Annotated in this window: 23 protein-coding genes and 1 pseudogene; 12 read left to right on the top strand and 12 right to left on the bottom strand. The window is 69.4% G+C overall.

Annotation, left to right across the window (positions count from 1 at the left end; genetic code table 11):
• Positions 1-6: 6 nt before the first annotated feature.
• Complete coding sequence (locus MCHUDSM44219_RS03385; RefSeq protein ID WP_048416817.1) at positions 7-1,491, bottom strand: aldehyde dehydrogenase; 1,485 nt, start codon at positions 1,489-1,491, stop codon at positions 7-9.
• A 137-nt stretch (positions 1,492-1,628) separates the two neighbouring features.
• On the opposite strand from MCHUDSM44219_RS03385, the gene purE reads away from it, so the two are divergent.
• The gene (gene purE / locus MCHUDSM44219_RS03380) at positions 1,629-2,129 is read left to right on the top strand and encodes a 5-(carboxyamino)imidazole ribonucleotide mutase (RefSeq protein ID WP_048416816.1); all 501 of its coding nucleotides are present in this window, start codon (positions 1,629-1,631) and stop codon (positions 2,127-2,129) included.
• A 523-nt stretch (positions 2,130-2,652) separates the two neighbouring features.
• Positions 2,653-3,822, top strand: coding sequence for an acyl-CoA dehydrogenase (locus MCHUDSM44219_RS03375; RefSeq protein ID WP_048416845.1), 1,170 nt, complete (start codon positions 2,653-2,655; stop codon positions 3,820-3,822).
• A gap of 82 nt (positions 3,823-3,904) precedes the next feature.
• Here MCHUDSM44219_RS03375 and mddA read toward each other — a convergent pair whose 3' ends face one another.
• From mddA to MCHUDSM44219_RS03350, 5 genes are all read right to left on the bottom strand, one after another.
• Positions 3,905-4,660: a methanethiol S-methyltransferase gene (gene mddA / locus MCHUDSM44219_RS03370; protein ID WP_048416815.1), complete on the bottom strand. Its 756-nt coding sequence runs from the start codon at positions 4,658-4,660 to the stop codon at positions 3,905-3,907.
• Between the two features lie 169 nt (positions 4,661-4,829).
• The gene (locus tag MCHUDSM44219_RS03365; protein WP_048416814.1) at positions 4,830-5,627 is read right to left on the bottom strand and encodes a biotin--[acetyl-CoA-carboxylase] ligase; all 798 of its coding nucleotides are present in this window, start codon (positions 5,625-5,627) and stop codon (positions 4,830-4,832) included.
• A 44-nt stretch (positions 5,628-5,671) separates the two neighbouring features.
• Positions 5,672-5,998 carry a hypothetical protein gene (locus tag MCHUDSM44219_RS03360; RefSeq protein WP_048416813.1) on the bottom strand — a complete coding sequence of 109 codons (327 nt, stop codon included), beginning with the start codon at positions 5,996-5,998 and terminating at the stop codon, positions 5,672-5,674.
• A 238-nt stretch (positions 5,999-6,236) separates the two neighbouring features.
• A complete protein-coding gene (locus MCHUDSM44219_RS03355) occupies positions 6,237-6,953 on the bottom strand; it encodes a TIGR03089 family protein (protein ID WP_048416812.1) in 717 nt (238 codons plus the stop codon).
• Complete coding sequence (locus MCHUDSM44219_RS03350) at positions 6,953-8,422, bottom strand: LCP family protein (protein ID WP_048416811.1); 1,470 nt, start codon at positions 8,420-8,422, stop codon at positions 6,953-6,955. The genes MCHUDSM44219_RS03355 and MCHUDSM44219_RS03350 overlap by 1 nt, the downstream gene beginning before the upstream one ends.
• Before the next feature lie 68 nt (positions 8,423-8,490).
• On the opposite strand from MCHUDSM44219_RS03350, the gene rfbD reads away from it, so the two are divergent.
• From rfbD to manB, 4 genes are all read left to right on the top strand, one after another.
• The gene (gene rfbD / locus MCHUDSM44219_RS03345) at positions 8,491-9,336 is read left to right on the top strand and encodes a dTDP-4-dehydrorhamnose reductase (protein ID WP_048416810.1); all 846 of its coding nucleotides are present in this window, start codon (positions 8,491-8,493) and stop codon (positions 9,334-9,336) included.
• 78 nt (positions 9,337-9,414) lie between these two features.
• The gene (locus MCHUDSM44219_RS30130) at positions 9,415-11,769 is read left to right on the top strand and encodes an EAL domain-containing protein (protein ID WP_162232083.1); all 2,355 of its coding nucleotides are present in this window, start codon (positions 9,415-9,417) and stop codon (positions 11,767-11,769) included.
• 49 nt (positions 11,770-11,818) lie between these two features.
• Positions 11,819-12,703 carry a glycosyltransferase family 2 protein gene (locus MCHUDSM44219_RS03335; RefSeq protein WP_048416809.1) on the top strand — a complete coding sequence of 295 codons (885 nt, stop codon included), beginning with the start codon at positions 11,819-11,821 and terminating at the stop codon, positions 12,701-12,703.
• The gene (gene manB, locus MCHUDSM44219_RS03330; protein WP_048416808.1) at positions 12,703-13,782 is read left to right on the top strand and encodes a mannose-1-phosphate guanylyltransferase ManB; all 1,080 of its coding nucleotides are present in this window, start codon (positions 12,703-12,705) and stop codon (positions 13,780-13,782) included. The genes MCHUDSM44219_RS03335 and manB overlap by 1 nt, the downstream gene beginning before the upstream one ends.
• 50 nt (positions 13,783-13,832) lie before the next feature.
• Here the strand turns inward: manB and MCHUDSM44219_RS03325 are convergent, their stop codons facing one another.
• The 4 genes from MCHUDSM44219_RS03325 to cofD form a co-directional block, all read right to left on the bottom strand.
• The gene (locus MCHUDSM44219_RS03325) at positions 13,833-14,702 is read right to left on the bottom strand and encodes an endonuclease domain-containing protein (RefSeq protein ID WP_048416807.1); all 870 of its coding nucleotides are present in this window, start codon (positions 14,700-14,702) and stop codon (positions 13,833-13,835) included.
• 83 nt (positions 14,703-14,785) lie between these two features.
• Positions 14,786-15,340, bottom strand: coding sequence for an NUDIX hydrolase (locus MCHUDSM44219_RS03320; protein ID WP_048416806.1), 555 nt, complete (start codon positions 15,338-15,340; stop codon positions 14,786-14,788).
• Between the two features lie 22 nt (positions 15,341-15,362).
• Positions 15,363-16,706, bottom strand: coding sequence for a coenzyme F420-0:L-glutamate ligase (locus tag MCHUDSM44219_RS03315; protein ID WP_048416805.1), 1,344 nt, complete (start codon positions 16,704-16,706; stop codon positions 15,363-15,365).
• Positions 16,703-17,689: a 2-phospho-L-lactate transferase gene (gene cofD / locus MCHUDSM44219_RS03310; RefSeq protein WP_048416843.1), complete on the bottom strand. Its 987-nt coding sequence runs from the start codon at positions 17,687-17,689 to the stop codon at positions 16,703-16,705. The genes MCHUDSM44219_RS03315 and cofD overlap by 4 nt, the downstream gene beginning before the upstream one ends.
• Positions 17,690-18,117: 428 nt before the next feature.
• Between cofD and MCHUDSM44219_RS03305 the strand changes: the two genes are divergently transcribed.
• Positions 18,118-18,381, top strand: a complete 264-nt coding sequence (locus MCHUDSM44219_RS03305) for a WhiB family transcriptional regulator (protein WP_172506368.1) — start codon at positions 18,118-18,120, stop codon at positions 18,379-18,381.
• 7 nt (positions 18,382-18,388) lie between these two features.
• Here MCHUDSM44219_RS03305 and MCHUDSM44219_RS03300 read toward each other — a convergent pair whose 3' ends face one another.
• Positions 18,389-18,811, bottom strand: a complete 423-nt coding sequence (locus MCHUDSM44219_RS03300) for a metallopeptidase family protein (protein WP_043406597.1) — start codon at positions 18,809-18,811, stop codon at positions 18,389-18,391.
• A gap of 132 nt (positions 18,812-18,943) precedes the next feature.
• Between MCHUDSM44219_RS03300 and MCHUDSM44219_RS03295 the strand changes: the two genes are divergently transcribed.
• From MCHUDSM44219_RS03295 to manA, 5 genes and pseudogenes are all read left to right on the top strand, one after another.
• Positions 18,944-19,363 carry a DUF3499 domain-containing protein gene (locus MCHUDSM44219_RS03295; RefSeq protein WP_048416842.1) on the top strand — a complete coding sequence of 140 codons (420 nt, stop codon included), beginning with the start codon at positions 18,944-18,946 and terminating at the stop codon, positions 19,361-19,363.
• A gap of 76 nt (positions 19,364-19,439) precedes the next feature.
• Positions 19,440-20,825, top strand: a complete 1,386-nt coding sequence (locus MCHUDSM44219_RS03290; protein WP_048416803.1) for a phosphomannomutase/phosphoglucomutase — start codon at positions 19,440-19,442, stop codon at positions 20,823-20,825.
• A pseudogene (locus tag MCHUDSM44219_RS31660) lies at positions 20,816-21,110 on the top strand (TobH protein); the annotation flags it as partial. The gene MCHUDSM44219_RS03290 and the pseudogene MCHUDSM44219_RS31660, both read left to right, overlap by 10 nt.
• A 1-nt stretch (position 21,111) precedes the next feature.
• A partial coding sequence (locus MCHUDSM44219_RS03285) for a TobH protein (RefSeq protein WP_131722276.1) occupies positions 21,112-22,069 on the top strand: 958 nt, incomplete at its 5' end.
• 5 nt (positions 22,070-22,074) lie between these two features.
• The gene (manA, locus tag MCHUDSM44219_RS03280) at positions 22,075-23,301 is read left to right on the top strand and encodes a mannose-6-phosphate isomerase, class I (protein WP_048416801.1); all 1,227 of its coding nucleotides are present in this window, start codon (positions 22,075-22,077) and stop codon (positions 23,299-23,301) included.
• Here the strand turns inward: manA and MCHUDSM44219_RS03275 are convergent.
• Positions 23,246-24,625 (bottom strand): FAD-dependent oxidoreductase, encoded by a 1,380-nt coding sequence (locus MCHUDSM44219_RS03275; protein WP_048416800.1) that lies wholly within the window; start codon positions 24,623-24,625, stop codon positions 23,246-23,248. The genes manA and MCHUDSM44219_RS03275 overlap by 56 nt on opposite strands.
• Positions 24,626-24,666 lie beyond the last annotated feature (41 nt).

Below are 24,666 nucleotides of genomic sequence, written 5' to 3'. Positions count from 1 at the left end.
CTCCTGTCAGTTCAGCCGGGTCTCGGCGGAGGCGCCGTACCAGTCGACGGACGAATCCGACGTCCGGACCACGATCGTCTTCACCCACGAGAAGTCGTCGAAAGACTCTGTGCCCGCGTCTTTTCCGATGCCGGACTCCTTGACGCCGCCCCAGGGCAGCGACGGTTCCAGACGGTGGTGGTCGTTGACCCACACCATGCCGGCCACGATGGCGTCGGCGACCCGGTGCGCCCGCGCGACGTCGGTGGTCCACACCCCGGCGCCGAGCCCGTAGAGGTTGTCGTTGGCCATCGCGACCGCGTCGGCCTCGGCGTCGAAGGGGACGACCACGGCGACCGGGCCGAAGATCTCCTCCCGCGCGACCGCCATGTCCATCGTGGCGTCGGCGAACACGGTGGGCGCGACGAAGAAGCCCTCTGCGAGGTGGTCCGGCAGCTCGGGTGGGCCTCCGGCCGCGAGCCGGGCGCCCTCGTCGGCGCCGGTGCGGATCAGCGCGACGATCTTGTCGCGCTGGCGGGCGCTGATCACCGGACCCATCTGGGTGCCGGACTCACTCGGGTCACCGACGCGAATGTTTTTCGCCCGGGCGGCCAGCCTGTCGACGAACTTGTCGTAGATGCCGCGCTGCACCAGGAATCGTGAACCGGCGACACAGGATTGGCCCGCCGCGATGAACGCTGCGAACGCCGCCCCTTCGGCCGCCGTCACCGGATCGACGTCGTCGAACACCACCACCGGCGTCTTGCCGCCGAGCTCGGCGGTCATCCGGGCGAACCGCGCGGCCGTCGCCACTGACGCCGAGCGGCCGGCCTCGGTGCCGCCCGTGAGCGTGATCTTCGCGACGTCGGGATGCTCGGTCAGCGCGACACCGGCCTCGCGACCACCCGTGACGACATTGACGACGCCGTCCGGCACGCCGGTCTCGGCGAGGATCTCGGCGAGCGCGAGCGTCGTCAGCGGGGTGAGCTCGGACGGCTTGACCACCACTGTGTTGCCGTTGGCCAGCGCGGCCGACAGGCTGCGGGCCAGGATCAGCATCGGGTGGTTGAACGGCGTGATGATGCCGCACACGCCCAGCGGCTGTCGGCGCTGGTAGGTCAGATAGGGGCCGTCGCCGGGCAGCACCGCATTGCGTTGCGCGGCAAGCAGACCCGCGTTGTAGCGGAACCACTCCGGCACCCGGGACAGCTGCGCGCGGGTCTCGGTGATCGGCCGTCCGTTGTTCCGGGTCTCCAGGCGGAACAGCCGCTCGGAGTTGGCCTCGATCGCGTCGGCGATACGCAGCAGCAGCTTCGCGCGCTCGCTGCGGACCATGGCCGGCCACGGGCCGGTGTCGAAGGCGGTTTTGGCGCGGGCCACTGCGGCGTGCACGTCGGCGGCGGTGTGCTCGGGGACGGTGGCGATGACGGCGGTGGTCGCGGGGTCGAGGATGTCGCGGGTGGCTTGCGCGTCCTCGCGGTGCCGCGGTGTGACCGGGGTTACAGAAGTCATGGTGCGAGTTTCGCCAGTGGCCTGCCGCGCTGGCAATGTTCCGCCGCACATACTTGTTCGGGTTTGGGTGTCGCCGGCAACACCTCGGGCGGCGGCTCTATAGAGTGCTGCCGTACCCCGAACGGAGAGGACCCCGCATGACGCCACGGGTCGGCTTGATCATGGGCAGCGACAGCGACTGGCCGGTGATGTCGGATGCCGCCGAGGCGCTCGCCGAGTTCGACATCCCGTTCGAGGTCGGCGTCGTCTCCGCGCACCGCACGCCGGGGCGCATGCTCAGCTACGCGCAGGAAGCGGCGGGCCGCGGTATCGAGGTGATCATCGCCGGGGCCGGGGGAGCGGCGCATCTGCCCGGCATGGTCGCCTCGGCGACGCCGCTGCCGGTGATCGGGGTCCCGGTGCCTTTGGCGCGGCTGGACGGTCTCGATTCCCTGCTGTCGATCGTGCAGATGCCGGCCGGCGTGCCGGTGGCGACCGTGTCGATCGGAGGGGCGCGCAACGCGGGACTGCTGGCCGTCCGGATCCTCGGGGCGTTCGACCCCAAACTGCGGTCGCGGATGGCGGACTTCCAGGCCGGGCTGGAGAAGATGGTGCTGGAGAAGGACTCGGCGCTGCGGCAGCGGCTGCTGGGTGACTAGATTTCGCTGACCGCGTCAATAAGGGCGGTAATGGCTGCTCGAGCCGCCGTTCCGGTCCTGGCAGGTTCTTGCTGACGCAAGCGTCAAACGGTTGCTTAGCAAACTCGGATTCGTGTCGCCGAGACGTCTCGCGGGGAGCCGTTCACGGCAGATGTGATCTTCGTCACACTAACGAAGGTGTGACGGAAAAGGGTCGGTCAGGACGCCCGGAGGACGACGACCGGTTCGGCGCTCTGCACCGGAGCGGCGGCCTGGATGTGCCCGGTCTGCGCTGCATGCACGCCCGCGTCGACTACCGCCGATGCGCGCAGAACATGGCGAGTACCGTTCCAGCCACACTCGCAGTGCGCGGTACGGCGAAGGACTGGGCCATCGATGTACACCTGCATGTTTCGGAGAGTAACCATGCAACTTGAGAACAAACCATGCCTGCAGCTGAGCTCCGGCTGAGAGAGCAGGCGGGCGGACTTCGCGTCGCAGTGCGAGCACGGTAAAGTTACCGGCGAGTAGCAAGGAGATGATGATGGCTGGATGGGGCGGAAATCCGTCGTTCGATTTGTTCCAGTTGCCCGAGGAACACCAGGAGCTGCGCGACGCGATCCGCGCGCTGGCGGAGAAGGAGATCGCTCCCTACGCCGCCGACGTCGACGAGAACTCGCGCTTCCCGCAGGAGGCTCTCGATGCGCTGGTGGCGTCGGGCTTCAACGCGGTGCATGTGCCCGAGGAGTACGACGGCCAGGGTGCCGACTCGGTGGCGGCCTGCATCGTCATCGAAGAGGTCGCGCGCGTCGACGCGTCGGCCTCGCTGATCCCGGCGGTCAACAAGCTCGGCACCATGGGGCTGATCCTGCGCGGCTCTGACGAGCTGAAGAAGAAGGTGCTGCCCTCGATCGCCTCCGGTGAGGCGATGGCGTCCTACGCGCTCTCCGAGCGTGAGGCCGGCAGTGACGCCGCCGCGATGCGCACCCGCGCCAAGGCCGACGGTGACGACTGGATCCTCAACGGCGCCAAGTGCTGGATCACCAACGGCGGCAAGTCGAGCTGGTACACGGTCATGGCCGTCACCGATCCCGACAAGGGCGCCAACGGCATCTCGGCGTTCATGGTCCACGTCGACGACGAGGGCTTCACGATCGGACCCAAGGAGCGCAAGCTCGGCATCAAGGGCTCGCCGACCACCGAGCTGTACTTCGAGAACTGCCGCATCCCGGGCGACCGGATCATCGGCGAGCCCGGCACCGGCTTCAAGACCGCGCTGGCCACACTCGACCACACCCGTCCGACCATCGGCGCGCAGGCGGTCGGTATCGCGCAGGGTGCGCTCGACGCGGCGATCGAATACACCAAGGACCGCAAGCAGTTCGGCAAGAGCATCTCCGATTTCCAGGCGGTGCAGTTCATGCTCGCCGACATGGCGATGAAGGTCGAAGCCGCAAGGCTGATGGTCTACAGCGCGGCCGCGCGCGCCGAGCGGGGCGAGGGCAACCTCGGCTTCATCTCGGCGGCGTCGAAGTGCCTGGCCTCCGACGTCGCGATGGAGGTGACCACCGACGCGGTGCAGTTGTTCGGCGGCGCCGGCTACACCATCGACTTCCCGGTCGAGCGGATGATGCGCGATGCCAAGATCACGCAGATCTACGAGGGCACGAACCAGATCCAGCGCGTCGTCATGAGCCGAGCCCTGCTGAAGTAATCCTGTTGCCGCGGAATAGCATTCCTGGCTGCTGCTGCGCGATTTTCGCGGCCAGGAATGCTATTCCGCGTGCGGGCGGACCTCAGCCTGCTGCCCGCGGGTGCGAGACCGCCTTGCCGGGCAGGGGCACGATCATCGGCACCGTCTCCCGGTAGGCGGCATAGCGTGGTCCCAACTTCGCCATCAGGTCACGCTCCTCGAGGTGCATGGCGAGGAAGATCCACGCCGTCGTCACCGACGCGAACAACAGGTGGCCTACCGTCATCGTCGGCGCCGCCCAGAAGGCCACGATGAAGCCGAGATTCAGCGGGTGGCGCACCACGCGATAGAACAGCGTCGTGCGGAAGCCCGTCTCGGCCGGCCCGTGGCCACGCCAGGCCGCGAACACCTGCTTGAGCCCGAAGAGTTCGAAGTGGTTGATCATGAACGTCGACGCGAGCACGACAGCCCATCCGAGCCAGAACACGATGTAGATCGTCCATCGTGCGGGCGGTGAACTCACCTCCCACACGACGGTCGGAAGCTCCCGCCACTGCCAGAGCGCAAGCGCGAGAAAAGCACTCGCGGCGAGCACGTAGGTGCTGCGTTCGATGGACTGCGGGACGAAGCGGGTCCACCATCGCTTGAACGCCGGCCGCGCCATCACACTGTGCTGCACGGCGAACAGCGTCAGCAGCACCACGTCGATGGCCACGGCTTGCCCCCACGGGGCCTGGACGGCGTGGTCGACGGAGCGGGGCACGCCCAGATCGCCGACCCAGAGGATCGCGTACACGAACACGGCGAGGAACAGCACGTAGCTGACAGCGCCGTAGCAGAGCGTCAGGAATCGAGTCATGCCCCGATGGTGAACCGGCACGGTGGCGACGGCATGGGGCAAATGCCCCCATTTTCTGCGCCGCGGAAGCGCATTCCCGGTTGTACTTTCGCGGAAATCGCAACCAGGAATGCTATTCCGCGGGCGCGGCCGCGGGCGCGGGCGCGAGGGCGTTTGCGCGCGGCTGCCGCTAGCCTGCCGGGCGCAGGTGCGTGATGTCGCCCGCCGAGACCGTCACCAGCGTGCCGTCGCGGTCGATCACCAGTCGGCCGCTGTCGTCGATACCCGTTGCGATGCCGACGATTTCGTCGCCGCCGGGCAATAGCGCGCGTACCTGCGTGCCGATCGTGGAGCTGACGCTTCGGTAGTCCGCGGCCAGCGGGCCGTCGACGCCGTGGGCCGCACGCCACTGCCGTACCCGCTCACTGAGCGCATCCAGCAGCGCCGCCGTCAGCTCGGTGCGGTCGGCGTCGTGCTGCAGCATGGTCAGCGACACCGCATTGGGATCGGGAAGCTCGTCGGGGTCGAGGCTGACGTTCAGCCCGAGGCCGATGACGACGACCGACCCCGCCACCTCGGCGAGGATGCCGGCCAGCTTGCCGCCGCCGACCAGGACGTCGTTGGGCCATTTGAGCGTCGCGTCGACGCCGTAGTGCTGACGCACCGTCCGGCAGACCACCAGCCCCGTCAGCAGCGGCAGCCAACCCCAGCCGTCAGCCGGGACATCGGTGGTGTCGACGGCGAAGGACATCGAGATCTGCGTCCGCGGGGGAGCCGACCAGCTGCGGCCGTGGCGGCCCCGTCCGGCGGTCTGGTGCTCGGCCAGCAGCACTGCGCCCGCGATGTCCTCACCGCGGCCGGCGCGGGCGACGAGATCGGCATTCGTCGAGCCCGTCTCCTCGACCACATCGACGCGTCGCCATTCGGTGCCGGTGATCGATGCGCGCAGCACATCAGGATTCAGGGCAGGGCGGTTGACTGCGTGCACGCGTCGAGGCTAGTCGACCCGGCGCTTTCGCTTTACGTACCGGGCTAATTCGTCGCCGCGTCCGAGTGCTCGAGCGTCTCGACCTGCTGCGCGGCCCATGCGTGATCCGCGGTGACCCGGTTGAGGTGGCCGAAGCCGAGGACGAACGCGATCATCGCGGCGAGCGCCCACAGGTTCCCGAACGCCCACTCCCATGTGGTCGCGGCGGGCGCCGTCTCCAGCCAGAACGCGGCGATCGCCACCAGGGCGTAGCCGCAGAAGATGAAGAAGCGGCCATCGGGGCTGGCCAGCCAGCCGGGATGCCGACGGTTGCGCAGGTGCCATGCGGTGAGCACGGCGAGGACCGCGAGTGCGGAAACGGTCGACTCCATCGGCGCCTCTCCTTGCCACGATCTTGATTCGTGCGAAATCAAAGACCGTCTTTGCCACAACTGTCGCTACCCGCCGGTTCAGAGTGTGGACGACAAAGCTGTGAACAGCTTGTGGTTATGCAAACAATAAGGTCACGGTTACGATCATGTCAATTATGTCGGCCTGGAATTGACTTTACCTAGGTTCGGACCGGAGTTCGCCAAAACGGCAGATTGACGTCACAAATTGATCTCGGCCTTAGCCGCGAGTTGTCTTCTCGGTTTCGCGTCGGCGGTCCAGCAAATACGGGTTCGCATTGGCCACGTACACCAGGGATGCCCCCGCCACATACGGCGCCAGCAGATGCTCAATCACGTCGTCGGCGGTGTCCCACGGCGCGGACGACAGCACCCGGTCGTCGGCGGTCAGGCCTTGCGTCGCCGCCGACGCGCGCGCGGCAGCCAGCACGTCGTCCGCCAACCGGCCGTCCAGCGCGAGCTCCGTCTGCCGCCACGGCGTGATCTGGTCCCCGTGCACGCGCACCGCCGTCGCGTAATCGATAACTCCCACCGGCAGATTCGACGCGGGCGTGCCGAACGGGTCCAACGACAACACCGCCACGGAGCCCCCGCCGACAGCGAGATATGCCTCATCGATCCGGTCGGCCGTACACAGAACCTGTTCGACGGAATCAGGCCGCGGGGGCTCGAGCACGACCTCCGCGGCGGCCCACCAGATGCCCAGCATCACCGCCGCCGTCTGCCAGTGGGCGGGCAACATGACCGCGACGTGACTACTGGGGTGACACTCCATCTCGTCGCGCAGCAAGTTCGCGGTTTTCGCGGCCCAGTTCGCCAGCGTCACCGTCGAACACTCGATGCGTTCACCGGTCGCATCGTCGTAGTAGGTGATGCGCGGGCCCGCCGGGTTGCGTGCCAGCAGCGGGTCGAGAATCGCCGCGCCGAGATTGGTCATCAGTTGACGCACTGCGGGTCGTCGGACCCGGCCGTGATGATCGGCGACGCCGTCGGCAGGGCCTCGCCGCCACCCGACGCATTGGTCACCGGCGCCGACAGCGCGACGTCCGTACCGTCCAGCCCCGATCCCGGGCCCGTGTAGTCGGCGGCCAGCATCACGCGCACCGTGCCCGGCGGCACCGAGGCATCCTCGACGATCGGCAGCCCGCCCAACTCCTTGGCCACCGCCTGCGCACCCATGTCGTCGCTCTTGGCGGCCTGCACCTGGCTGTTGGTGACCTTGGCGCCCTCGTTGTTGCCGACATTGCCCGCCGCGAAGCCCTTGCCCGTCAGCACCGACGAGACCGCGGCGGCCAGGCCGTTGACGTCGCTGTCGTTGATGACGTCGGCGGTGGTCTTGTCATTGCTGTAGGCGATCTCGTCGGTCTTGCCCTCGTCCTGGTCGTGCAGCAGGCTGCTCACCCAGTCCTTGACCTCCGACGGATTCACCCGCACCACCGACTGCATGCCGTCGTCGCTCCAACCCGCCTCCTCGACGATCGGGATGGTCGCGAACGCGACGTTGCCGCCCGACAGCTTGGTCAGCTGGTCGGCGAAGTCCATGATGTTCCAGCCGTCGGAGAGCACCACCGAACGCTGCACCGCGTCCTCGAGCCGGTTCAGTGTGGCGGGGCTCGAGAGCGTCTTGCTGGAGATCACCTCATGGGCCAGCGACGCCATGAACGCCTGCTGACGGGTGACGCGGTCCAGATCGCCGCGGGGCAGATCGTGGCGCTGCCGCACGAAGCTCAGCGCCTGCGGACCGTCCAGCTTCTGCCAGCCGGCGGGGAAGTCGGCACCCGAAAGAGGTTCGTAGACAGCATCTTTGAGGCAGACATTGACGCCGCCGAGGGCGTCGGTGATCAACGCGAAACCCAGCAGGCCGATCTCGGCGTAGTGGTCGACGGTGACGCCGGTGAGGTTGGCGACCGTCTTGATCAGCTCCTCGCGGCCCGCCTCGGTGGCTTCCTTCTCCGCGACGGCGGGGTCCTCGCCCTGCTGCTCGACGAGCTGCTTCATCTTCTCCAGGTGCACCGAGCCGTAGACGCCGTTGATCTTCATCTTGCCGATGCCGGGCGCCTCCACGTAGGAGTCGCGGGGGATCGAGATCGCCGTCGCCGAACGCCCGTTGTTCGGGATGCGCACCAGGATGATGGTGTCGGTGTTGGTGGAGACGTCGTCGCCGGCGCGCAGCGTCGCGAGCTCCTCCTGGCTAAGCGGGTTGCCGTGCGCATCGGTGCGGCTGTCCATGCCGACCAGCAGGATGTCGATCGCGCCGTCCTCGCCGCCCTCGCCCAGCGCGACCGGGCTGACGTGGTTGATGCCCGACTCGAACGACCGGATCTTGCCCCACGCGACCCCGGTGCTGACCACGATGGCCAACGCCACGACCACGGAGACGACACGGGTCAGCTGAGCTGCAGGCATCCGCCCAGGCTACTGGCGCGTGGACGGCAGACGGGGGAGCCGACCTCGGCGTGCCACACTCGCTACCTATGGCTGACCGGATCGTGATCACAGGCGCAGGCGGCATGGTCGGACGCTTTCTGGCAGGTCAGGCCGCGTCCACCGGATATGACGTACAGGCCTTCACCTCGGCGGAGTGGGACATCACCGGACCCGGCGACGACTTCGTCTCACCCGGCGACGTCGTCGTCAACTGCGCGGCGTTCACCCAGGTCGACCAGGCCGAGGCCGAACCCGACCGGGCGCACGCGGTCAACGCCACCGGCGCCGGCAACGTTGCGCAGGCCTGCGCGCGGGCCGGGGCGTCGCTCATCCACATCTCCACCGACTACGTGTTCGGCGCATCCGGCGCGCGGCACCCGTACGAGATCGACGACGAGACCGGACCGCTGTCGGTGTACGGGCGCACCAAGCTGCTCGGCGAGCAGGCCGTGCTGGCCGCACTGCCGGCGGCCTACGTGGTGCGCACCGCCTGGATCTACGAGGGCGGCGACGGGAAGGACTTCGCCGCCGTCATGCGGCGCGCCGCCGCCGGGTCGGACACCGTCGACGTCGTCGCCGACCAAATCGGCTCCCCGACCTACGTCGGCGACCTGTGCCGGGCGCTGCTGCAGATCGCCGGCGGCGGGGTGCGCGGGCCGGTGCTGCACGCCGCCAACGCCGGCACGGTCAGCCGGTTCGAGCAGGCCCAGGCCGTCTTCTCGCTGCTCGGGGCCGATCCGGCGCGGGTGCGGCCCGTCACCAGCGACCTGCATCCCCGGCCCGCGCCGCGGCCCTCGTACTCGGCGTTGTCGGCCGAAGGCTCGGCGCGCGCCGGGCTGACGCCGCTGCGCGGATGGCGGGAGGCGCTGGCCGACGCGCTGGGCAGGCCCTGACGCGGTTGCCGCATTCGCCGAGTCGACCATGAGGCCGCCCCAATGGTGGCAAGCTGCGCTGGTGGGGGCACGGAAGATGTGACAAGCGACAGTGCCGGGCTGACATCGCCGTGGACGCCCGGTCGTCGGCAGATTCTCGCGCGATATGTGATCGCGGGAGTGCTCGGCCTGTGGGGGGTCGTCACCACCGCTTTGGTCTTCGGTGCGCGAGGTCCCCACGGTGCGCCCGCCACCGCCGTGTCGATCGCAGCGGCGCTGTGCTGCCTGCTGCTCGGGGCGCTGTGGGCCGCGCGCTCGCAGTCCGAAGTGGTCGGCATCCTCGGCGCGGTGGCCGTCGCGGCGGCGAGCCTGAGTCAGTCGCACGCATGGATCGGCCTCGCGGGGTGCTTCATCATCGCGGTGCTCAACAGCTTCGGCGCCTTCCTGCATCCGCTACGCAGCGTCGTCGCGGTCATGGTGATCGCGACGGGCACCGCCGTGGTGCTGGGCGTCGAACTGGCGCAGCGCACCGGAGATCCGGCGTTGGCGATCGGCGCCGTCGCCGTGGTCTGTGCGCTGAACATCGGCCTGCCGCTGGCCGTCACCGCCATCGCGAGCTCGGTGCGGATGGACCTGCGCGAGGTCGATCACGACGGGCTGACCGGCCTGCTCAACCGCCGCGCATTCCTGCGTGAGGTCGCCGAGATCACGCATTCGCAGACCGACCCCGACGCCCATCTGGTCCTGATCATGATCGACATCGACGACTTCAAGAAGATCAACGACACCGCCGGGCATGCCGCAGGAGACCGTGCCTTGATCGACATCGCCAAGACTTTGCGCGACGAGGCCGCGTCGTCGGCGGTGATCGGCCGCTACGGCGGGGAAGAGTTCGCCATCGCCGACGTCCTGATCGACAGCGAGGCAGGTGAATTCGCCGGACAGCTGTGTCGCCGCCTCGCCGCGGTGGCGTCGCCGGTGCCGTTCACGGCCAGCCTCGGCTGGTCCAGCATGGGTCTGCGCACCATCGCGCTCGGCGCAGAGGCCCAGGCCATCAACGCGCTGCTGGTGTGCGCCGACAGCGCGATGTACGCCGCGAAGCGCAACGGCGGCAACGGGGTTCGGCATCGTCCCGCACCACCGCTAGGCGCGGCCGACGACTTCTCGTTCGACGTGTGGCTGCAACGCTCGGCGCAGCTGGTCGGCGGCGCCGCGGCGCCCGACACGTCAGGCGCTGAGACTTCCGGTGCCGAGAAGCTGCTCGACGCCGCCGTCGACGGTGTCGGCCTGACCTCGGTGTTCCAGCCCATCGTGTTGCTGGCCGACGAGTCCGTCGTGGGCTTCGAAGTGCTGACCCGCTGGCCGCAGCTCGACGACCCCTTCCCGCCCGACGTGTTCGCGCGGGCCGAATCCACCGGGCGCACGGAGGAATTGGAGGACCGATGCATCGCATCGGCGTTCCGGTCCGCGGTGGCCGCCACCATGAGCCCGCAGTGCTGGCTGTTCGTCAACCTGGAGTCGACCGTGAGCACGGCCTCGGCGATCAGCGGGCGCGACAACGACCGGCTGGTGCTGGAACTGACCGAGCGCAGGCTGCTCGGGCACCCCGGCGTGCTGCTGAACAAGGTGGACACGCTGCGCGCGCAGGGCTTCGCGATCGCTCTCGACGACGTCGGCGCGGAACCGGATTCGCTCGCGCTGCTCGACATCATCGGCCCCGACATCATCAAGCTGGAGCCCGCCCTGATCGGTCACGGGGCGAGCAACGACCACGTACGCACCTTGGCGGCGGTCCTCGCCCATCGTCGGCGGACAGGGGCGACGATCCTCGTCGAGGGCATCGAGACGACCGCCCAGCTCGACCGCGCACGGGCCCTCGGCGCCACCCTGGGTCAGGGCTACCGATTCGGCCGACCGACACCCACGCCGCACTGGTCGGAGAACACCGTGCCGTGGTCACCGGAGCGGGTGGACCATCCGCCACCAGTCGGATCGAACACCCCGTTCGACATCGTCGTCGCCCACGCCGACGTGCGCACCGAACGCAAAGACACCCTCGTCGCGCTGTCGCGCTACATCGAAAGCCAGGCCGTCGCCGCGGCCAACCCGCCGATCGTGCTCGCCACGCTGCAAAGAGTCGAGCACTTCACGGAGGCCACCCGGGCGCGCTACCGCCGCATCGGGGCGGCGTCGCCGCTGGTCGCCCTGTTCGGCGAGCGTCTGCCCGCGGATCTCGGGCCGAACCTGCGCAGCGTCGCCCTCGACCCCCACGATCCGCTCACCGCGGAGTGGATCGTGCTGGTCCTCGGCCCGGATACGTCCACCGCGCTGATCGCCCGTGAGGAACACGGAGGGCCGCGCGCCGACGGCGACCGGTACTTCGCCGCCGCGCTGACCAACGACCGTCTTCTCGTCACCTTGGCGGCGCGCAGTCTTCTCAGCCGGGTACGGTGACGCGGCTCAGGCCGGATACCCTCAACGCCGTGAGATTGGTAGCCCCCGCGTGAGCGACGAACTCTTCGTCGTGACCGTGACGTACTCGCCGGGGCCCCACCTCGACCGTTTCCTCGCGTCACTGGCGCACGCGACCGAGCGGCCGGTGACGGTGATCATGGCCGACAACGGGTCCGTCGACGGCTCGGTCGAGGAGGCCGTCGACCGCTATCAGAACGCGCGGCTGCTGCGCACCGGCGGCAATCTCGGTTACGGGTCGGCGATCAACCGGGCCGTCGCCGAATACGGACTGCCCGCTGCCACCGACATGTTCATCGTCGCCAACCCCGACGTGCAGTGGGGACCGGGCAGCATCGACCAGCTGCTCGAGGCGGCGGGACGCTGGCCGCGCGCCGGCGCGCTGGGACCGCTGATCCGCGACCCCGACGGCACGGTGTATCCGTCCGCGCGGCATCTGCCGTCGATCATCCGGGGCGGCATGCACGCCGTCGTCGGCCCCGTCTGGCCGTCGAACCCGTGGACCGCCGTCTACCGCCAGGAGCGCGAAGACCCCAGCGAACGCGCCGTCGGCTGGCTGTCCGGATCCTGCCTGTTGCTGCGCAGCGCGGCGTTCACGGAGATCTCCGGCTTCGATGAGCGCTACTTCATGTACATGGAGGACGTCGACCTCGGCGACCGACTCGGCCGGGCCGGGTGGCAGAACGTCTACGTGCCCTCGGCGGAGGTGTTGCACGACAAAGGCCACTCCACCGGCCGCGACCCCGCTCGCAACCTGGCAGCCCACCATGAGAGCACCTACACTTTTCTCGCGGATCGCTACCCGCGACGGTGGCAGGCACCGTTACGGTGGGCGTTCCGGGGGGCACTGGGGGCGCGGTCACGGCTGGTCGTGCGGAGTTCGCTTCGGGCCCGACGGAAGGAAGGGCAGAGCTGATGGTGAATCCGGCCGACGTCGACGCAGTGATCCTGGTGGGCGGCATGGGAACTCGGCTGCGACCGTTGACGCTCTCGGCGCCCAAGCCGATGCTGCCGACCGCCGGGCTGCCGTTCCTGACCCATCTGCTGTCGCGGATCGCCGAGGCGGGTATCGAACACGTCGTGCTCGGAACCTCGTACAAGGCGGGCGTCTTCGAAGCCGAGTTCGGTGACGGGTCCAAGCTCGGGCTGCAGATCGACTACGTCGTCGAGGACGAGCCACTCGGTACCGGCGGCGGAATCGCCAACGTCGCGTCGCGGCTGCGGCACGACACGGCCGTCGTCTTCAACGGCGACGTGCTCTCCGGGTGCGACCTGCGGGCGCTGCTGGCTTCGCATTCCGACAACGATGCGGACGTCACGCTGCACCTGGTGCGCGTCGGCGACCCCCGCGCGTTCGGTTGTGTGCCAACGGATTCCGATGACCGGGTGACGGCCTTCCTGGAGAAGACGCAGGACCCGCCGACCGACCAGATCAATGCCGGCTGCTACGTCTTCAAGCGGTCGGTGATCGACCGGATCCCGAAGGGCCGTGCGCTGTCGGTGGAGCGTGAAGTGTTCCCCGGGCTGCTGACCGACGGCTACAAGGTGTGCGGCTACGTCGACTCCAGCTACTGGCGCGACATGGGCACGCCCGAGGACTTCGTCCGCGGCTCAGCGGATTTGGTGCGCGGCATCGCGCCGTCGCCGGCCCTGACGCACCAGCGCGGCGAGAAGCTGGTGCACGACGGGGCGTCGGTGGCGCCGGGTGCACTGTTGATCGGCGGCACGGTGATCGGGCGCGGCGCCGAGATCGCCGGCGGCGCGCGGCTCGACGGCGCGGTGATCTTCGACGGCGTGAAAGTGGGTGCGGGCGCAGTGATCGAGCGGTCGATCATCGGCTTCGGCGCGCATATCGGGCCGCGGGCACTCATTCGCGACGGCGTGATCGGCGACGGTGCGGACATCGGCGCCCGCTGCGAACTGCTGCGCGGCGCGCGGGTGTGGCCGGGCATCACGATCCCCGACGGCGGCATCCGCTTCTCGACGGACATCTAGGGTCCCTTCGCCGCGGAACGCCGCCCGCCGCGGAATAGCATTCCTGGCTGCTATGCGGGCCTTTTCACAGCCATGGCTTCTCTCTGGCGACGGGCCCACGCTTGTTTCACCCAGGCGATGACCTCGTCGTTGCGATCGCCGGCCATCACTCGAACGACGATCCATCCTGCGTCAGCCAGCTTGCGCAGACGCCGCGCATCCCAGCGGTACTGGTCAGTGTCCGTGCGGTGGTGATCGCCGTCGTACTCCACCGCGATCCGCAAATCTTTCCACCCCATGTCGAGGTATGCGAACTCGAAGCCGTACTGGTCGATCACCGGGATCTGCGTCTGCGGCGGTGGAAAGCCTTTGTCGATCAACAGAAGTCGCAACCGAGTCTCCTGCGGTGACTGCGCGCCGGCGTCCACCAGCTCCACTGCCTCGCGGCACAGTCGCACGCCGTGCCTGCCCTTGTAGCGGTAGGTGAGGTCGAGGATCTCCTCAGCAGTCACCCCCGTCGCGGAGGCGAGTGCATCGAGGTGCGCCACGGCGATGTTGCGGGGAAGGTAGCGGCCGAGATCGAGGGCCGTGCGGGCAGGCGTGGCGACGGGCATGCCGTCGATCCAGGTGATCTCACCGGGCGCGATGCGCTCCCGTCTGGTGACGATGCCGTCCGGGCAGTGATTGTTGGCCCACAGCAGCTCGATCTCAGTCGCGTCGTCGACCCATCGCGCGCCGTGCAGCGCCGCGGCGGCTCGTCCGGTGATCACCCCGCGGCGACGGGACCACAGCCACGCACCCCTCGTGCGGACTGCCAGCGTGGGCTCGACGTCCTTTTGCACGTAGATGTCGGGAAAAATCGCGTGGTAGTTCCACCGCAACGACGCCCGAGTGATGGTGCCCGCGAGCACGGATTGCGAACCGACGATGACGTCCCCCATGAAAAGAGCATGCGGTCTTCGCCGGGGGCCTCAGCGCACGAGAAGCCATGGCTGTGGATAAGCCGATTTCGCAGCCAGGAATGCTATTCCGCGGCGGGGGCGAGGTGCACTCTCGCGAGGGTGGCGAGCTGCGTGAGGCCGAAATCGCTCGAGTCGGGCAGGTCGTCCAGCGGCCACCACCGCAGATCCAGCGACTCCTCGCTGCGCTCGGCCTCGGCGCCCTTCGGCGCGCGGGCCACGAACTGCACATCGAGGTGACGGGTCGGCACGCCGAGCGAGCAGGTCACCGGATGCACGTGCACCGCGGTCGGCAACTCGTCGATGATGAGGCCCTCGATGCCGGACTCCTCCGTGGCTTCCCGCAGCGCCGCCGCGACCAGCGTCGCGTCCTCCGGCTCGCAGTGCCCGCCGAGTTGCAGCCAGCGCTGGAACCGCGGATGCAACGTCAACAACGCGTGCGTCCCCGCGTGATTGACCACCAGCGCGGAGCCCGTGATGTGTCCCGGCACCGACTCGCGCAGGCAGGCCTTCTCGTTGGCGTCGAGGAAGGCCAGCAGCGCGTGGCGCATCGACTCCTGCGCCGGGTCGGCCGGCCGCCACGCGTCAAGGGTGTCGATCGCCGACTGATGAAGACTCACGGGTGACCGGATACCCCGCGAATCAACGGACAACCAGCAGGCCGTCGGTCGGCACCGGCGCGCGCGGAGACGCCGGCCCGTCGGACGCATAGCCGATCGCGACCGCCCCCAGCGGCTCCCAGTCCGGTGGCAGATCCAGTTCGGCGCGCACCAGATGCGGCGCGAAGATCGTCGACCCGATCCAGCAGCTGCCCACCCCGCGCACCGCCAGCGCGACCAGCAGCCCCTGCACCGCCGCGCCGACCGCCACCGTGAACATCGTGTGCTCGGCCCCGGTGCGCTGCGCATCCGGATAGGTGTGCGCGCCGTCGGGCACCATGAACGGGATCACCAGCTCGGGCGCGTCGTAAAGGATCTGCCCGCGCGCGACACGGCGCTCCACCGACGAGGGGTCGCGACCGTCGCCGGACAGGTCCGCCCGCCACTGCTCCTTCATCCGGTCCAGCAGCCGCGTCCGTACCGCGCTGTCGCGCACCCACACGAACCGCACCGGTCGGGTGTGATGCGGCGCGGGCGCGGTCAGCGCCTCGCCGACCGCGGCCTCGACGAGTTCCGGCGCGACGGGTTCGTCGCTGAAACTGCGCACCGAGCGGCGCAGCAACTGCGCCTGCGACCGGCCCAGCGCCAGAGCCTCCTCGGTGCCGAGCCAGAACAGGTCCTCCTCGCCGGCACGCACCAGCGTCCGGGCGTTCGATCCGTCGTCGCGCAGCGTCAGCCCGCGCACCACCGCGACCGGCACCGCCGTCAGCTTCCCCTTCACCAGATCGGCCGCCGCCGCGATCTCGTCAGCAACCGCGATCTCGGTGACGATCAACTCGTTGCCGTGCTGATCGTGTTCGCCGGCATAGCCGTGCAGCACCTGCAGTCCGGCCGCGCCGATCGCGACGTCGGTCTGCCCGGTGCGCCACGCCCGGCCCATCGTGTCGGTGACGACGACCCCGACCTCGACGCCGAGCCGCTCGCGCAGCGCGGCGACCAACGCCGCGGCGCTGCCGTCGGGATCTACGGGCAGCAGGGCGAGTTCGTGCGAGTCGACGTTGGATCCGTCCACCCCGGCGGCGGCCTGCACCAGCCCGATCGCGTTCTCGGTGATCAGCGTGCGACCCTTGCGGGCCAGGACCCGCACCGCCTCGTTGTCGATCAGCTTGCGGCGCAATGTGTCCCGCAGCTCGGGATCGGCGGGTGCGTCGACGATGCGGCCCTCGCACTTGGACAGCACCTTGCTGGTGACGACGACGACGTCGTGATCTTGCAGCCACGGCGCGGCCTCGGCGATCGCCGCGCCCAGATCATCGCCGGGCCGGAACTCCGGAAGCCCGGGGACCGGCAGCAGTTCCACCCGCGCCGACGTGCCGTGGTCGCTCACAGCGTGATCCCGGCCAGATCCAGCCCGGCCCGCACCATCTCGGCGGTGACGGCCGGCTCACTCATCAGCAGCGGCGCCGAGCGCACCGTCACCCCCTCGACCACCGCGTCGTCCCCGGAGTGCACCAGCCAGCCGTCGAGGATGCCGGTGCCCGACCGCGCGCCGTAGTGCGCGCCCACCGCCTCGGAGGTGCTCTCGACGCCGATCACCGTCAGGCAGGCGTCGGCCATGCCGCGCAACGGCTTTCCCGCGATGATGGGGGAGTAGCCGATCACCGGGGCCTCGGTGGCGCGCAGCGCGGCGCGGACACCGCCGATACCGAGGATCGCCCCGATGCTCACCACCGGATTCGACGGGGCGATCAGCACCACGTCGGCACCCTCGATTGCCTCGGTGACACCCGGTGCGGCGGTGGCATTGTCGGCGCCGACGAACGCGAAGCTGTCGGTGGGCACCTGGGCGCGGTAGCGCACCCACCACTCCTGGAAGTGGATGGCCTTCTTCTCACCGTCCTCGGGATCGGTGATCACGACGTGGGTTTCACTGCGGTCGTCGCTCGCGGGCAGCAGCCGCACGCCGGGGTTCCAGCGCCGGCACAGCGCCTCGGTCACCTGCGACAGCGGATAGCCCGCGCGCAGCATCTGGGTGCGCACCAGATGGGTGGCCAGATCGCGGTCGCCCAGACCGAACCAGTCGGGCTGCACGCCGTAGGCGGCGAGTTCCTCCTTGGCATGCCACGTTTCGTCGCGGTGCCCCCAACCCCGCTCGGGATCGATACCGCCCCCGAGGGTGTACATGCAGGTGTCGAGATCCGGGCAGATCCGCACGCCGAACATCCAGGCGTCGTCGCCGACGTTCACCACAGCAGTCACATCATGCTCATCGGTATCGTGAGTACCGAACTGCCCCAGCCCCAACAGATATTGGACACCAAGGAGGAAGCGCGCACCACCGACGCCGCCGACGAGAACAGTGACCTTCACACCGACCGAGACTAGGCGCACCGCGGTGCGGCCCGCGCCCGGGAGGGCTCGGATCGCCGGAGTGACAGACACGCCACAACGCGACGCGCCGTATTTGTGTCACGGAATGGTATGAATTCCTGTTCTAGCGCTTGACCGCGACAGCTAACGCGTGTGTAATCACACCAGTGTCATTCGCGGTTCTCCGGCCGGTTCCGGTGTCGCAGACCGAGATTCGATCACTTGTTCGAATTGGGTGGCCACACAGAGTAATAGTGGGGCTGGCATACAACGGATCTACGAGACCTGTGGAGGAGGGGAACATGGCATTTGAGCACGCCGATTTCGGCAATTCGGTTCATTTTGACAGCAGGCTCCTCGGCTCGGTGGGAAGTGCGCCGCACATCCAGACCGGACCGGTGGCAGCAAGCATCGGAGGGCGCCCGCAACTGAGCGTGGTGCCCGACCCGATCGACGACGAGCTGGCAACCGAAGAGGACCAGTGGCAGGAGCGTGCTCTGTGCGCGCAAACCGACCCCGAGGCCTTCTTCCCGGAGAAGGGCGGCTCGACCCGCGAAGCCAAGCGCATCTGCCAGGGCTGTGAGGTGCGCGACGCGTGCCTCGAGTACGCCCTGGCCCATGACGAGCGCTTCGGCATCTGGGGCGGACTGTCCGAGCGGGAGCGCCGGCGCATCAAGCGCGGCATCATCTAGTCGTCGTCTAGTCGTCGTCGATCGTCGGGTCGATCACCGACGGCTCGACGCCCAGATAGGTGGCCACCTGCGCCACCAGGAGCTCGTGCAGCAGCTCGGTCAGCTCGACGGTGTCCTTCGCCCGTCGCTCGATCGGCTTGCGGAACAACACAATTCGCGCCCGGGTGGAATTCCCGCGGACGTCCACCCCGGCCGGGATCAGCCGGGCCAGCGCGATCGGCCCGTCGGCGATGACCTCCGGCGGCCACTGCACACTGTCCGGGTCCTTCGGCGAGATGCGGGGGATCTCGTCGACCGCGACGTCCAGCGTCGCTACCCGGTCCTGCCAGCGTCGCTCGATCGGCTCGTAGGCCTCCAGCACCGCCATGTCGAAACGCTCCGCACGACTGCGCCAGCCCGGAACGGTGGGAGGGAGCAGCGGTCCACGCATTCCGCGGCCACGCCGGGACCCCCGGTGGTTGCGCCCGGTCACGAAAAAGATCGTAACGGTTGGGCTTCGGGCCCCTCCCGGCTGCGCGTGTCCGCCGCGATCCGGGCGAATCCGCACGATAACCTCTCGTTCGTGAATGTTCCCCGTCGCTGCTGCCGGCCTGGCTGCCCCCACTACGCGGTCGCGACGCTCACGTTCGTCTACTCCGACTCGACCGCCGTCGTCGGCCCGCTGGCCACCGTGTCCGAGCCGCACTCCTGGGACCTGTGCGTCATGCACGCCGGACGCATCACCGCCCCCCGCGGCTGGGAACTGGTCCGCCACGCCGGACCGCTGCCGACCCACCCCGACGACGACGATCTGGTCGCGCTCGCCGACGCGGTGCGCGAGGGCCGCGAGGCCCCGGCCGGACCGGTCGCCGGATTCTCCGCCTTCACCGATCCCGTCAGCGGCGCCCAGGGCGGCGCGCTGATGGCCCCGCCCGTGCGCCGGCCCGAACCCCACGGGCGTCGCCGCGGGCACCTGCGCGTCCTGCCCGACCCCACCGACTAATCCGCGGCGGCCGTACCCGCGGCTCCCGACGGCTAGGCTGGCGGCGTCGGTCTGCACGCAAGCGTGAGGAGCCCCCATGTCCCGGCCCGCCGAGGCGGTACAGCGCGTCATCAAGGCGTATGACGTGCGTGGACTCGTGGGCGAGGAGATCGACGAGCAGTTCGTCAGCGAGGTCGGCGCCGCGTTCGCCCGGCTGGTTCGCGACACCGCCCACCAGGTCGTGATCGGCCACGACATGCGCGAGAGCTCCCCGGTGCTGTCAGCCGCGTTCGCCGAGGGCGTGATGGCCCAGGGTCTCGACGTCGTCCGCATCGGCCTGGCCTCCACGGACCAGCTTTACTTCGCCTCCGGCCTGCTCGACTGCCCGGGCGCGATGTTCACCGCCAGCCACAACCCCGCCGCCTACAACGGCATCAAGCTGTGCCGCGCCGGGGCCAAGCCCGTCGGCAAGGAGTCAGGGCTGGTCACGATCAGCGACGAGGTCATCGCCGGCGTCCCCGCCTACGACGGGCCGCACGGCACCGCCACCGACCGCGACGTGCTCGGCGACTACGGCGACTTCCTGCGCTCACTCGTCGACGTCAGCGAACTGCGTCCGCTGAAGGTCGCCGTCGACGCCGGTAACGGCATGGCCGGCCACACCGCCCCCGGCGTCCTCGGACCGATCCCGTCGGTCACGCTCTCGCCGCTGTTCTTCGAACTCGACGGCACCTTCCCCAACCACGAGGCCAACCCGCTGGACCCGGCCAACCTCGTCGACCTGCAGGCCTACGTCCTTCAGACCGGCGCCGATATCGGGCTGGCCTTCGACGGCGACGCCGATCGCTGCTTCGTCGTCGACGAGAAGGGCCAGGCGGTCTCGCCGTCGGCGGTCACCGCGCTGGTCGCCGCGCGCGAACTCACCCGCGAGATCGGTGCGACCGTCATCTACAACCTCATCACCTCGCGCGCGGTGCCGGAACTGGTCATCGAACGCGGGGGCACCCCGCTGCGCTCGCGGGTCGGGCACTCCTACATCAAGGGCCTGATGGCCGAGACCGGCGCGATCTTCGGCGGCGAGCATTCCGCGCACTACTACTTCCGCGACTTCTGGGGCGCCGACTCCGGCATGCTCGCCGCACTGCACGTGCTCGCCGCGCTCGGCGAACAAGACCGACCGCTGTCGGACTTGATGGCCGACTACGAGCGCTACGAAGCCTCCGGCGAACTCAACTACACCGTCTCCGACGCGCCGAAGATCGTCGACGCCGTGCTGGCCGCGTTCGGGCAGCGGGTGCACGCCATCGATCATCTCGACGGCGTGACCGTCGACCTCGGCGACGGCAGCTGGTTCAACCTGCGGATGTCGAACACCGAACCGCTGCTGCGCCTCAACGTCGAGGCCCGCACCCCCGAGGAGGTGGCCGCGCTCGTCGACGAGATCGGCGCGCTGATCGCCTCGGGCGCAAAGGAATCGACGTGAACGCCACCGTAGTCGTCGACCTCGATGACACCGACGGCCTGCTGGCCGCCGACCGTCAGGGGCTGCTGCGGGCCGCGTCGATGGCCGGCGCTCAGGTGCGGGCCACCGCCGCGGCTCTCGACGAGGGCGACCTCGAACCGGTGCGCTCCGATGTGCCGCCGCGGACCGTGGTGTGGGTGGCCGGCCGCGGGACCGCGGCGACCGCAGGCTCCATGCTGGCCGCCGTGCTCGGCGGGACGCTGTCCGCGCCGATGGTCGTCGCCGCCGAGGCGCCGCCCTGGATCGNACCGGTGCGCTCCGATGTGCCGCCGCGGACCGTGGTGTGGGTGGCCGGCCGCGGGACCGCGGCGACCGCAGGCTCCATGCTGGCCGCCGTGCTCGGCGGGACGCTGTCCGCGCCGATGGTCGTCGCCGCCGAGGCGCCGCCCTGGATCGGCGCCCTCGACGTGCTGATCGTGGCCGGGGACGATCCCGGTGACCCCGCGCTGGTGTCGGCCGCGGCGACCGCGGTGCGGCGCGGCGCGCGCGTCGTCGTCGTCGCGCCCTACGACGGCCCCCTGCGCGACGCGACCGCCGGCCGGTCGGTGGCGCTGCCGCCGCGACTGCCCGTCCCCGACGATTTCGCGCTGGCGCGTTACCTGGCCGCCGGCCTGGCGGCACTCGAGGCGATCATCCCCGGCGTCCGGGTGGACCTCGCGACGCTCGCCGACGAACTCGACGCCGAGGCCTTCCGAAACAGTGCTGCGCGTGAGTCTTTCACCAACCCGGCCAAAGAACTGACTCAGCGCATGCTCGACCGCGACGTGGTGTTCGCCGGCGACACCCCCGCCACCCTGACGCTGGCCCGCCACGCCTGCACGGTGATGCTGCGGGTCGCCCAGAAGACCGTCGCCGCGGTGGGGCTCTCCGACGTGCTGGTGGCGCTCGGCCAGGGGTGGGGGCGCAGCACGTCAGGTTTTCAGGAGGCGTCGATCTTCCATGACGACGAGATCGACGGACCGCTGCCGCAACGCGCGCGGACGATCGTGCTGACCTCCGACGCCGACCGGCCCGCCGTGTCGGCGCGGCTGCGTGGTTTCGACGACGTGTCCGTGGTCAATGCCAACGACGTGCCAGAACTAGGGGGGGAGGAGACATCGGGCTCAGCAGTGACGCCCGGTGTCAGCCGGCCCGAGCAACAACTGGCGCTGATGGCGGTCCGCCTGGAGATGGCGGCCGTTTATCTGCGCCTGATTCGAGGGTGAGGCCAGTGCATCTGCTCAGGGGTGCGGTGCGAACCTATGCGTGGGGTTCGAGAACCGCGATCGCCGAATTCACCGGGGCGCCGAGCCCGACCCCACACCCGGAAGCGGAGCTGTGGTTCGGGGCGCACCCCGGCGACCCGGCGCATCTGCAGACCGAGGACGGGGACCGCTCGCTGCTCGACGCGCTGCGCGCCGATCCCGAAGGCGAACTGGGGCAGGTGGTCCGCGGTCGCTTCGGTGACTCGCTGCCGTTCCTGGTCAAAGTTCTTGCCGCCGACGAGCCGCTCTCGCTGCAGGCCCACCCCAGCACCGAGCAGGCCATCGAGGGCTTCGCCCGCGAGGAGCGGATGGGCATCCCCGTCAACGCCCCGATCCGCAACTACCGCGACCGCAGCCACAAGCCCGAGATCATCGTGGCGCTCAGCCAGTTCGAGGCCCTGGCCGGGTTCGCGCCCGCTGCCCGGTCGGTGACCCTGATGCGTGCGCTCGGGGTGGCGGAGCTGAATCCGTTCATCAACCTGCTCGCCGGGCAATCCGACGCCGACGGGCTCCGGGCGCTGTTCACGACGTGGATCACGTTCCCGCAGCCCGATCTCGACGTCCTGGTGCCCGCGGTGCTCGACGGCGCTATCAACTACCTGCGCTCCGGCGAACAGGAATTCGCCCGCGAGGCCAGGACCGTGCTCGAACTCGGCGAGCGGTATCCCGGCGACGCCGGCGTGCTCGCCTCGATGCTGCTCAACCGGCTCTCGCTGCAGCCGGGCGAGGCGATCTACCTGCCCGCCGGCAACCTGCACGCCTACCTGTCGGGCGTCGGCGTCGAGGTGATGGCCAACTCGGACAACGTCCTTCGCGGTGGCCTGACCCCCAAGCACGTCGACGTGCCCGAACTGCTCCGCGTCCTCGACTTCACCCCGGCCGTCGATATCATCGTGCACCCCGACTCCGTGCGTGACGGCGCCGAACTCGTCTACCCCACGCCGGCACCGGAATTCGCGGTGTCGGTGCTCACCGTCGACGGCGAGCAGCTGGGCCACGAGATCGACGCGCCCACCCGCCACGACGGCCCGCAGATCCTGCTGTGCACCCAGGGTTCGGCGACGGTGCACGCGAAATCCTCGGCGGTGACCCTGCAGCGCGGGGCCGCGGCATGGGTGGCCGCCGACGAGGGGCCGATCAGGCTGATGTCGCAGGAGCCGACGCGACTGTTTCGCGTGACCGTCGGGATCTAGCCCGCTTGTCGGCGGCCCACAGCCGCATGTTGTGCCGGACGGTGCGGCCTACCAACTTCGCCGACGGCACCATGTACAGAGTGTCGAGAAGGCTGAAGCGGCGCAGGAACCATTCCGCGAGAACAGGATCCGACTCGGCCGCGCCGAGGAACTGGTCGAACAGGGACCCGACCGGCCGGTACCACCACGGCATCGGGCCCTCGGCCCGGTGCAACACGAGGTCGCCGATCGCGTTCATCGTCCACACCGGCCACGTCGTCTTCGTCGTGGCCTTCGCGAACGTCAGCGCCAGGTTCTCACCGGGATCGCGCAGCGCACGCTCCAGATGACCCGCCTGCAGCGACGTCATCGTCATGCCCTGGCCGAACGTCGGATTGAAACTGGCCACCGCGTCACCGAACGGCAGGATGCCGTCCGGGAACCGGTCGAGCTTGTCGTAGCGGCGCCACCGGCTGGTCGGGTATTTGTGGAACGCCACCTCGCCGATCGGCTCACCCTGGCGTAGCGCGGAACTGACATGCGGCGGCAGGATCTCGTCGGCCAGCGCGCACATACCCTCGAAATCCTTGGGCGGCTCCACTTTTGCGATACCGAACGTGGTCAGGCCCCAGGTGCCGTCCTCGTAGTACAGCATGCCCAGACCCACCGGCTGCTCCCGCGACGCCCCGGCGACCACCACCTTCTCGGCGAACAGCCCCTCCGGGATGCGCACCTGGTGCGTCGCGTAGCCGATGCCGACGTCCACCGTGTCCTCGGGCGGCCGCGCAAAACCCCACTGCTCCAACCACACCGGCAAGCGGGTGCCCCGCCCCGTCGCGTCGACCACGAGATCCGCGTCGACCGTCGACCCCGCCACCCTGACCCCGGTGACCCGGCGTCCGTCGTACACCGGCTCGTCGACACCCTCGCCGACCAGCGTCACGTTGGGGATCTGCAGGACGCGCCGGCGGATCTGCCACTCCAGATGCGGCCGGCTCGGCACGTAGGCGGTGAACTCGTCCTGCAGCCGGTGCTGGGTGCCCAGCACATGGCCCGCCGCCCCGAAGTGGATGCAGTCCGGCCGGTTCTCCAGGATCGGCACGCCGGCGGCGACCATGTCCTCGAGCAGGCCGGGGAACAGCGACTCGAACTCCTGCGCGCCGCGGGCCATCAACAGGTGCACATGCCGGCCCTGCGGCACAGCCGCGCGGTTGGCCGGTCCGTCGGGAAGCTCGTCCCGCTCGAAGATCGTCACCCGGTCGAAGACCCCGGAGAGGACTCGGGCGGCGCACAGCCCGCCGAGGCTGGCGCCGATCACGATCGCGTGTTCTGCACTCTGTGTCATGAGGGCTGCCATTGAAGGTCACTTTAAGGGACGTAGTGGGT

It is taken from the genome of Mycolicibacterium chubuense (genome assembly GCF_001044255.1).
GTDB lineage: Bacteria > Actinomycetota > Actinomycetes > Mycobacteriales > Mycobacteriaceae > Mycobacterium > Mycobacterium chubuense.
Note: the sequence above shows the minus strand (reverse complement) of the source record. Positions and strands in the feature narration are given on the sequence as shown.